This window comes from Anaerosporobacter sp. (assembly GCF_031551385.1).
GTDB lineage: Bacteria > Bacillota > Clostridia > Lachnospirales > Lachnospiraceae > Anaerosporobacter.
On sequence record NZ_JAVBNS010000167.1, the window covers coordinates 1 to 7,313 of the forward strand.

The 7,313-nt window shown below is 37.4% G+C and carries 5 protein-coding genes; 1 reads left to right on the forward strand and 4 read right to left on the reverse strand.

The features are described 5' to 3' along the window. A partial coding sequence (locus RMR19_RS13625) for a penicillin-binding transpeptidase domain-containing protein (RefSeq protein WP_310604042.1) occupies nucleotides 1-848 on the forward strand: 848 nt, incomplete at its 5' end. A gap of 98 nt (nucleotides 849-946) precedes the next feature. On the opposite strand, the gene RMR19_RS13630 is transcribed toward RMR19_RS13625, so the two are convergent. From RMR19_RS13630 to RMR19_RS13645, 4 genes are all read right to left on the reverse strand, one after another. Further along, entirely contained in the window at nucleotides 947-2,818 is a 1,872-nt protein-coding gene (locus tag RMR19_RS13630) for an ABC transporter ATP-binding protein (protein WP_310604046.1), read from the reverse strand. A 38-nt stretch (nucleotides 2,819-2,856) separates the two neighbouring features. Beyond that, on the reverse strand, nucleotides 2,857-4,590 hold the full coding sequence (locus tag RMR19_RS13635; RefSeq protein ID WP_310604043.1) for an ABC transporter ATP-binding protein: 1,734 nt from the start codon (nucleotides 4,588-4,590) through the stop codon (nucleotides 2,857-2,859). 558 nt (nucleotides 4,591-5,148) lie between these two features. Further along, on the reverse strand, nucleotides 5,149-5,985 hold the full coding sequence (locus RMR19_RS13640; RefSeq protein ID WP_310604044.1) for a MerR family transcriptional regulator: 837 nt from the start codon (nucleotides 5,983-5,985) through the stop codon (nucleotides 5,149-5,151). A 10-nt stretch (nucleotides 5,986-5,995) separates the two neighbouring features. Continuing rightward, a partial coding sequence (locus tag RMR19_RS13645; RefSeq protein WP_310604045.1) for an ammonium transporter occupies nucleotides 5,996-7,313 on the reverse strand: 1,318 nt, incomplete at its 5' end.

Sequence of the window (7,313 nt, forward strand, 5' to 3'; positions counted from 1 at the left end):
TCTACAATCACGAAGGAAAGCTTCTTATTGATAATTCACCAACAACTAGTCAAGTCATGAAAGAATCTACTGCATTCTTATTAACTAATGCAATGCAAGACGTTGTGAAAATTGGTACTGCAGCTTCTTATATCAGTCTAGGCTCTATGCCTGTAGCTGGTAAGACAGGTACAACAACAGATAGTAAGGATTTATGGTTTGTCGGTTATACCCCATATTATACAGGTGGTATATGGGGTGGTTATGACAATAACAATGGTGACCAAAACGGCATCAACACTTCCTACCATAAACGATTATGGAATTTAATTATGAATCAGATTCATGAAGGATACAAAAAGAAGAACTTTACAAAACCAGATTCCATTGTAACAGCTACCATCTGTACTAAGAGTGGTAAACTAGCAAAAGAAGGTGTTTGCGAACACGCACCTGGCGGCAGCACTGTTAAAACAGAATACTTTGCTAAAGGTACTGTTCCTACCGAAGTATGCGATTGCCATGTTAAATTAAGAATCTGCAAATCTTCTGGTTTACAAGCAAGTGAACATTGTCCAGAAAATGCGGTTACAGAAAAAGTATTCTTAATCAAAGAAGAAACGGGAGCAACAAAAGATACCCCTTATCTTCTACCTTCTTCTATTGAGGATTCTATCTGTAATGTTCATAGCGCTGGTGAAATCATTGATGTAAAACCCGATAAACCAAAGAATGATGATTCCGTTCCAAATACGAATGATGATCCTGATGATGACGAGGACGACGATGATGTAATTCCTCCAATCCCAGATGTCAATATTCCAACAACACCAGATCCAAATGATGATGAGAATAATTCGGGAGAGTAATCTTTTTCTTACAAAAAAGCAATCATTATAAAGAAAAATGAGGCATTTCAAATGTTTAACACATTTTGAAATGCCTCATTTTTTTATCCTTTTATCTTTTACTCTTCTGCTAAACTATTATACAAACCATAATAACGACCTTGTTTTGCAATCAATTGCTCATGATTTCCTCGTTCTATAATCTTTCCTTGTTCTAATACCATAATTGCTTCTGAATTTCGGATTGTTGATAATCTGTGTGCAATAACAAATGTTGTACGGTTCGCCATAAGTGCGTCCATTCCCTTTTGTATATTCACCTCGGTTCTCGTATCTACGGAACTTGTTGCTTCATCAAGTATGAGGATTGGCGCTTTTGACAATGCTGCTCTCGCAATATTCAAAAGCTGTCTCTGCCCTTGACTTAGGTTTGAGCCATCGCCTTCTAAGATTGTGTCATACCCATCTTCCAATCGTTCAATAAAGTAATGCGCATTCGCCGTCTTTGCTGCCTCAATAACCTCTTCATTCGTGGCATCTAATCTGCCATATCGAATATTCTCTCTTACCGTTCCCGTAAACAAATGGGTATCCTGTAATACAAGTGCAATATTTTTACGTAATGTGTCTATATCAATACTTCGAATATCACGTCCATCAATTGTGATAGAACCTCCTTGAATTTCATAAAAACGATTAATCAAGTTTGTTATTGTTGTTTTTCCTGCTCCTGTTGTTCCTACAAGGGCAATCTTCTGACCTTTCTTCGCATAGACGGATACATCGTTCAGAATTAACTTTTCCTTCGTATATCCAAATATAACATGGTTTAGGATTACTTCTCCCTGCACGTCTCCCAGATTATCACACCGCTCACTCTTATAACCATATTCCGAAGAAAATACTGGCGCTTTCTCTTCACCAAAGTCTTTTCCTTCTGTCATTACAAGGTGTACCTCTTCTGGTATTTCTGTATAGATGTCCTCTGGTTCCATATCCATAATCTTGAATACACGTTCTGCACCAGCAAGTGCTGAAAACACGGTATTCATCTGTGTACTTAATTGATTAATTGGGCCTGCAAATTGTTTGGAATAGTTCACGAAAATCGTAAGTCCACCAACATCAAATCCTTTTAACACACAAAATATACCTGCAATCGCTGCTGTGCCACAGTAACATACCTGATTAAGGTTACCTACAACTGGGCCCATCGTATGACCAAAAAACTGTGCTAATATCTGTTTATCTAACAATTTCGCATTCAAATCGTTGAATTCATCGATTGCAATACTCTCATGGTTGAATACTTTAACAACCTTTTGCCCTGCAACGGTTTCTTCCACATATCCATTGATATCTCCTAATGCTTCCTGTTGCAATTTATAATACTTTCGTCCTTTGTTGGCAATAAATTTTCCTGCATATACAATGACTGGTGTAAACACAATCGTAATAATAGTCAGCCATACATTCGTATAAAACATAAGTGCTAATGATCCAACAAAAGAAATTACGCTGGATATTAATTGTATCACGGTTGTATTCAACATCTCACCAACGATATCCACATCGTTTGTATAACGACTCATCAAATCTCCATTGCTGTTTGTATCAAAAAATCGCAACGGTAACTTTTGCATCTTACGGTATAAATCCGAGCGAATCTTTGTTAATGCATTCTGCGATACCGATAACATTGCTCGTAGCTGAACCATCGTCGCAATGACCTCTACGATATAGATTAACCCCATAACAAGAAGATTTTTTAGCAATATCGCACTGCTGTTTCCCTCGTGATATGCTATGCTGTTAATAATCGGACGCAACATATAGGCTGCTGCCAATTGTGCTGCTGTTGAAGCAATTACAGACACTACGGTAAGTGACAGCAATACTTTTTCATCCTTTATGTATCTTAGCAATCGTAGTATTGTATCTTTTGTATTCTTTGGCTTTGAATGCCCAGAATCAAAGCTTCCTGCTCCCATCTGAGGCCCACCTCTTCCAATCTGTATCTGTGCTGGCATTATGCATTCACCTCCTGATTCATCTGTGAGTCATAGATATCATAGTATGTTGTACAATTCTTTAGTAACTCTTCATGTTTTCCCATTCCTACAATCTTACCATCATCAATAACAATAATCTTATCAGCATCGTATACCGAAGTGATTCTCTGTGCGATGATAATCTTAGTCGCATTCTTTAATCGAACTGCAAATTCCTCTCGAATCTTTGCTTCTGTTGTCATATCTACTGCACTTGTACTATCATCAAGAATAAGGATATTCGGATTCTTTAACAATGCTCTTGCAATACATAATCTCTGCTTCTGCCCTCCTGATACGTTCACTCCGCCTTGTCCTAGTACGGTATCGTATCCTTCTGGAAATTGTGTAACAAAGCTATGTGCCTGTGCACTTCTACATGCACCACATACCTCTTTGTCATCCGCTTCTGGGTTTCCCCAGTACATATTCTCCATAATTGTTCCTGAGAATAAGATGTTTTTCTGTAGTACTACTCCAACACTTTCACGCAGATTAAACAAAGAATAGTCTTTCACATTCACACCATCAACTAAAATCTCTCCTTCATCCACATCATAAAGCCTTGGAATCAAGGAAACTAATGTAGATTTACCACTACCTGTTGGCCCAATAATACCAACGGTTTCACCACTTTCTATCTTGAAACTAATATCTTCTAAAATCCATTGCTTTCTTCTCTTATAATACTTATAATTTACATGCTTGAATTCTATTGTGCCTCTTTCAACTTGCTTTTCTTTTTTCGCTGCTTCTTCATCTGTCAAATCCACTTTACAACGTAACACTTGGTCGATTCTCTTAAAGGAAGAAACTGCTCTTGAACCATTAAGGAACACTCTTGATAACATCGTAAGCGACATCTGTATCTGCGCAACATAGCTTATAAATGCTGTTAAATCACCGACTTTCATCGTTCCCTCTATAATCATGTTACCACCAAACCAAATTACTGCTATCGTTGTAAGATGCATTGCCAGATTCATAATTGGCTGTGACATTAGATTTATCTTCATTGCAAAAATCGTTTTATCCTTGAGTTTATTATTGGCTTTATCAAATCGAACTCGCTCAAAATCATCTCGCACAAACGATTTTATAACACGGATATTGACTAATCCTTCCTGTATTGTTGAATTTAGCTTATCTAGTTTTCTCTGCATCTCATCAAATCGAGGAAATGAAATCTTCAAGATTACTACTATAATTGCAGAAAGGATTGGTATTATAACAAGAATAATTACTGCTAGCTTTGCATTAATCGAAAACGATATTATTACTGCTGCTAGTAGCATAATTGGTGAGCGCAACACAAGTCGCAGTGCCATCATAATGATATTCTGTATCTGTGTAATATCATTCGTTAACCGTGTAATCAATGAGCCTGTTGAAAACTCATCTATATTCGAGAAAGAGAAGTTTTGTATCTTACTAAAAAGGTCTCTTCGTATTGCACTTCCTGCTGACATAGAAGCTTTTGAAGACCAATACGATCCTAACGTTCCTCCAATACCTCCTACTAAGATAACAAGCATCATGGCGATTAGATCAAACACGATATGTCTTACATCTTTTTTCATTACACCTGAATTAATTACATCGGCTATCAACAGTGGTAGCGCGATATCGCCTGCTACTTCCATTATTAATCCCAAAGGACCTAAGATAAAATACACTAGATACGGCTTTATATAACTCCTAAAATAATTCAACTTGTATTCCCCCTTTCTTTTGTTTTTTGGCTGTGTACTTGTGTATGGTTGGTACTTGACGCAAAACTTGGATTGGTTTTCGAGCTTCTTTGTTGCTACCCTAGAATACGAAACACGCTACACACCTTAGTACTTCTAAGTGTGTATGAGGAGTTTGTTGAAAGTGTACGGACACGCCTTCGATTCGGCATCCTGCCTCAGCTCAGGCTGGCTCGGCGTCCTTGCCGAGCCTTCCTAGGTTGTGGGATACACACCAAGAAGTACTAGCGGTGTTTCGCTACCGTTTCTTTATTCTAGGGCAGCAACGAAGAAGCAGGATAGGTTATTGAAGTTTTGCTGGTTTATTGTATTGGTACACAAGTACGGGTAGGTTTTTGAAGAAACAAACAAATAAATAAATAAATAAATAAATAAACCAAAAGCATTCTTTGAACACATTCTTGTATTCACTAGAAAAGCTATGCTTACCCATTGATAGTCAAATTAATTTTCTCTGTTATCATTACACTTGACTACAAATCACTTTATTGGTAATTCTTTAAAATATTGTCTCTAAAGTTATATTTTTTTAACAGGGACTTGTATCTCTATTACCGATTCACTAAAGTCACTGGTTACGGTGATATCGACTTGGTAGATTTGATAGAACATACCACATACTTCGTAGTGGTTTTCTTTTATTACACTCTTTATATCTTCATATAAACCATCATAGCAGCCAAACTTTCCATTGTAGTAAAGACAGACATATTCGCCTTCGGGTATTACATAGGAATATTCAAGACTTTCGATAAACTTATCGCAGATAACCATTGGTGCTACGGGAAAATTCTCTGTTATATTCAGAAAATCAATACTTGTGCATGCTCCGATTCGATTACTTGCTAATATTGGTGCGATTTGGTTTCCTCTTATTAGTTCTTCTAATCGCATAATTGCTTTTGCTCGGTCTTTTACGTCGTTTTCCCATTCGCAGAAGGATATCATATAGCGTTCTGGTAACTGTCTTATGAAGGCTTTTCCCTGTCTTGGTAGACTACTCATTTCATCTAGGAAATCCAGTTTTGCCTCCAGAGTTTTAACTAGCAATGTTTTTTCCATTATCTCCTCTTTCAGAATTTCACAATGTTTTCTTAAAACATTTTTTGATTTTTCAACGGTACGGTCTTTGAAATAATTTTTGATATCATCAAGACTCATTCCTAGTTGCCGTAACTCTTTTATCGTTCCTAATGTCTCGTACTGATCAATTGAATAATATCGATATCCTGTATCTTCATCTATATAGGTTGGTTTGAATAGGCCGATTCGGTCATAGTGTCGTAATGTTTCTGTTGTCACTTCTCTTTGCTTTGCCATCTCTGAAATTGTCATGAAACTGGATTTGTCTACCATGTAGTCACCTCTATTCTAACGCGGCACGTCCTTCCTCATTGGTACGTACCTTTATTACATTCTCTACATCATATACGAATATTTTGCCGTCTCCAATCTTGCCTGTATAGATTGCTCTTTTAATCGTCTCAACTAGTAAACCAAGTGGTACTGTGCTGATTACGATTTCTACTTTTACTTTTGGAAGCAGATGTGATTCAAATTCGGAACCACGATAATATTCGGTTGAACCTTTTTGTATACCGCAACCACTGACATTTGATACGGTCATACCAGTAATATCAATCTTATCTAAGGCTTCTTTTAATGATTCAAAACGATTTTGATTCATGATAACAACAACTTTACGAATCTTACCGTCTGCTTTATATTGGGAAGCATCAATCTCTATGTTATCCGCTACATCTACTTCTGCAACAGGTCTTTCGAATACGTCACCTTTTGTATTCACAACATCAACATAGCCACTTACTAATCCATGCTCTTTTAGGTCAAGACCTGCAATTTCCACATCAGTAGCTACACGAAGACCAACTACTTTATCAATAATTCGAAATACTATGTTCATCACGATAATGACATAGATACCGATTGTTACAACACCGAGACATTGTGTTCCGAAGAATTTGATACCACCTTTGACATAGAACGCTCCTTTTTCAACAGATAGCAAGCCAGTAAGAATCGTTCCAAGTGCTCCGCACAAACCATGAACGGAAAATGCTCCAACCGGATCATCGATTTTGAATTTATTATCAATGATTTCAATACCAAATACTACAACAAATCCTGCAATAATACCAATAATTACCGCTCCAATTGGTGATACTTGATCCGAACCTGCCGTTATTGCAACTAAGCCTGCAAGCGCTCCGTTTAATGTCATTGATATATCGGCTTTTCCATAACGTACCCATGTAATAACCATTGCCATGGTTGCCGCAGCTGCCGCTGACAGATTCGTAGCTACCAATATACCGCCTACTTTGATAATTGCCGCATCTCCTGTTATCGATAATGTCGAACTGCCATTAAATCCGAACCAACCAAACCATAAGATAAATATTCCAAGTGCTCCAAGCGTTATATTATGCCCTGGAATCGCATGTGATTTCCCATTTTTCGAATACTTTCCAATTCTAGCTCCAACTAATTTTGCTCCAATCAGTGCTGACAAACCACCTACCAGATGTACTGCTGTACCGCCTGCAAAATCGTGAAATCCAAGTTTATGTAACCAGCCTGATGTATTCCAAATCCAGTGTCCTGAGATTGGATAAACAACTGCACTAATCACGATAGAATAGATTACATAGGCAATGAATTTT

What these genes read in the sequence shown, in the direction of transcription:
- RMR19_RS13630 (WP_310604046.1), bottom strand. Translation starts at nt 2,818, where the DNA reads ATGGGAGCAGGAAGCTTTGATTCTGGGCATTCAAAGCCAAAGAATACA.
- RMR19_RS13640 (WP_310604044.1), bottom strand. Translation starts at nt 5,985, where the DNA reads ATGGTAGACAAATCCAGTTTCATGACAATTTCAGAGATGGCAAAGCAA.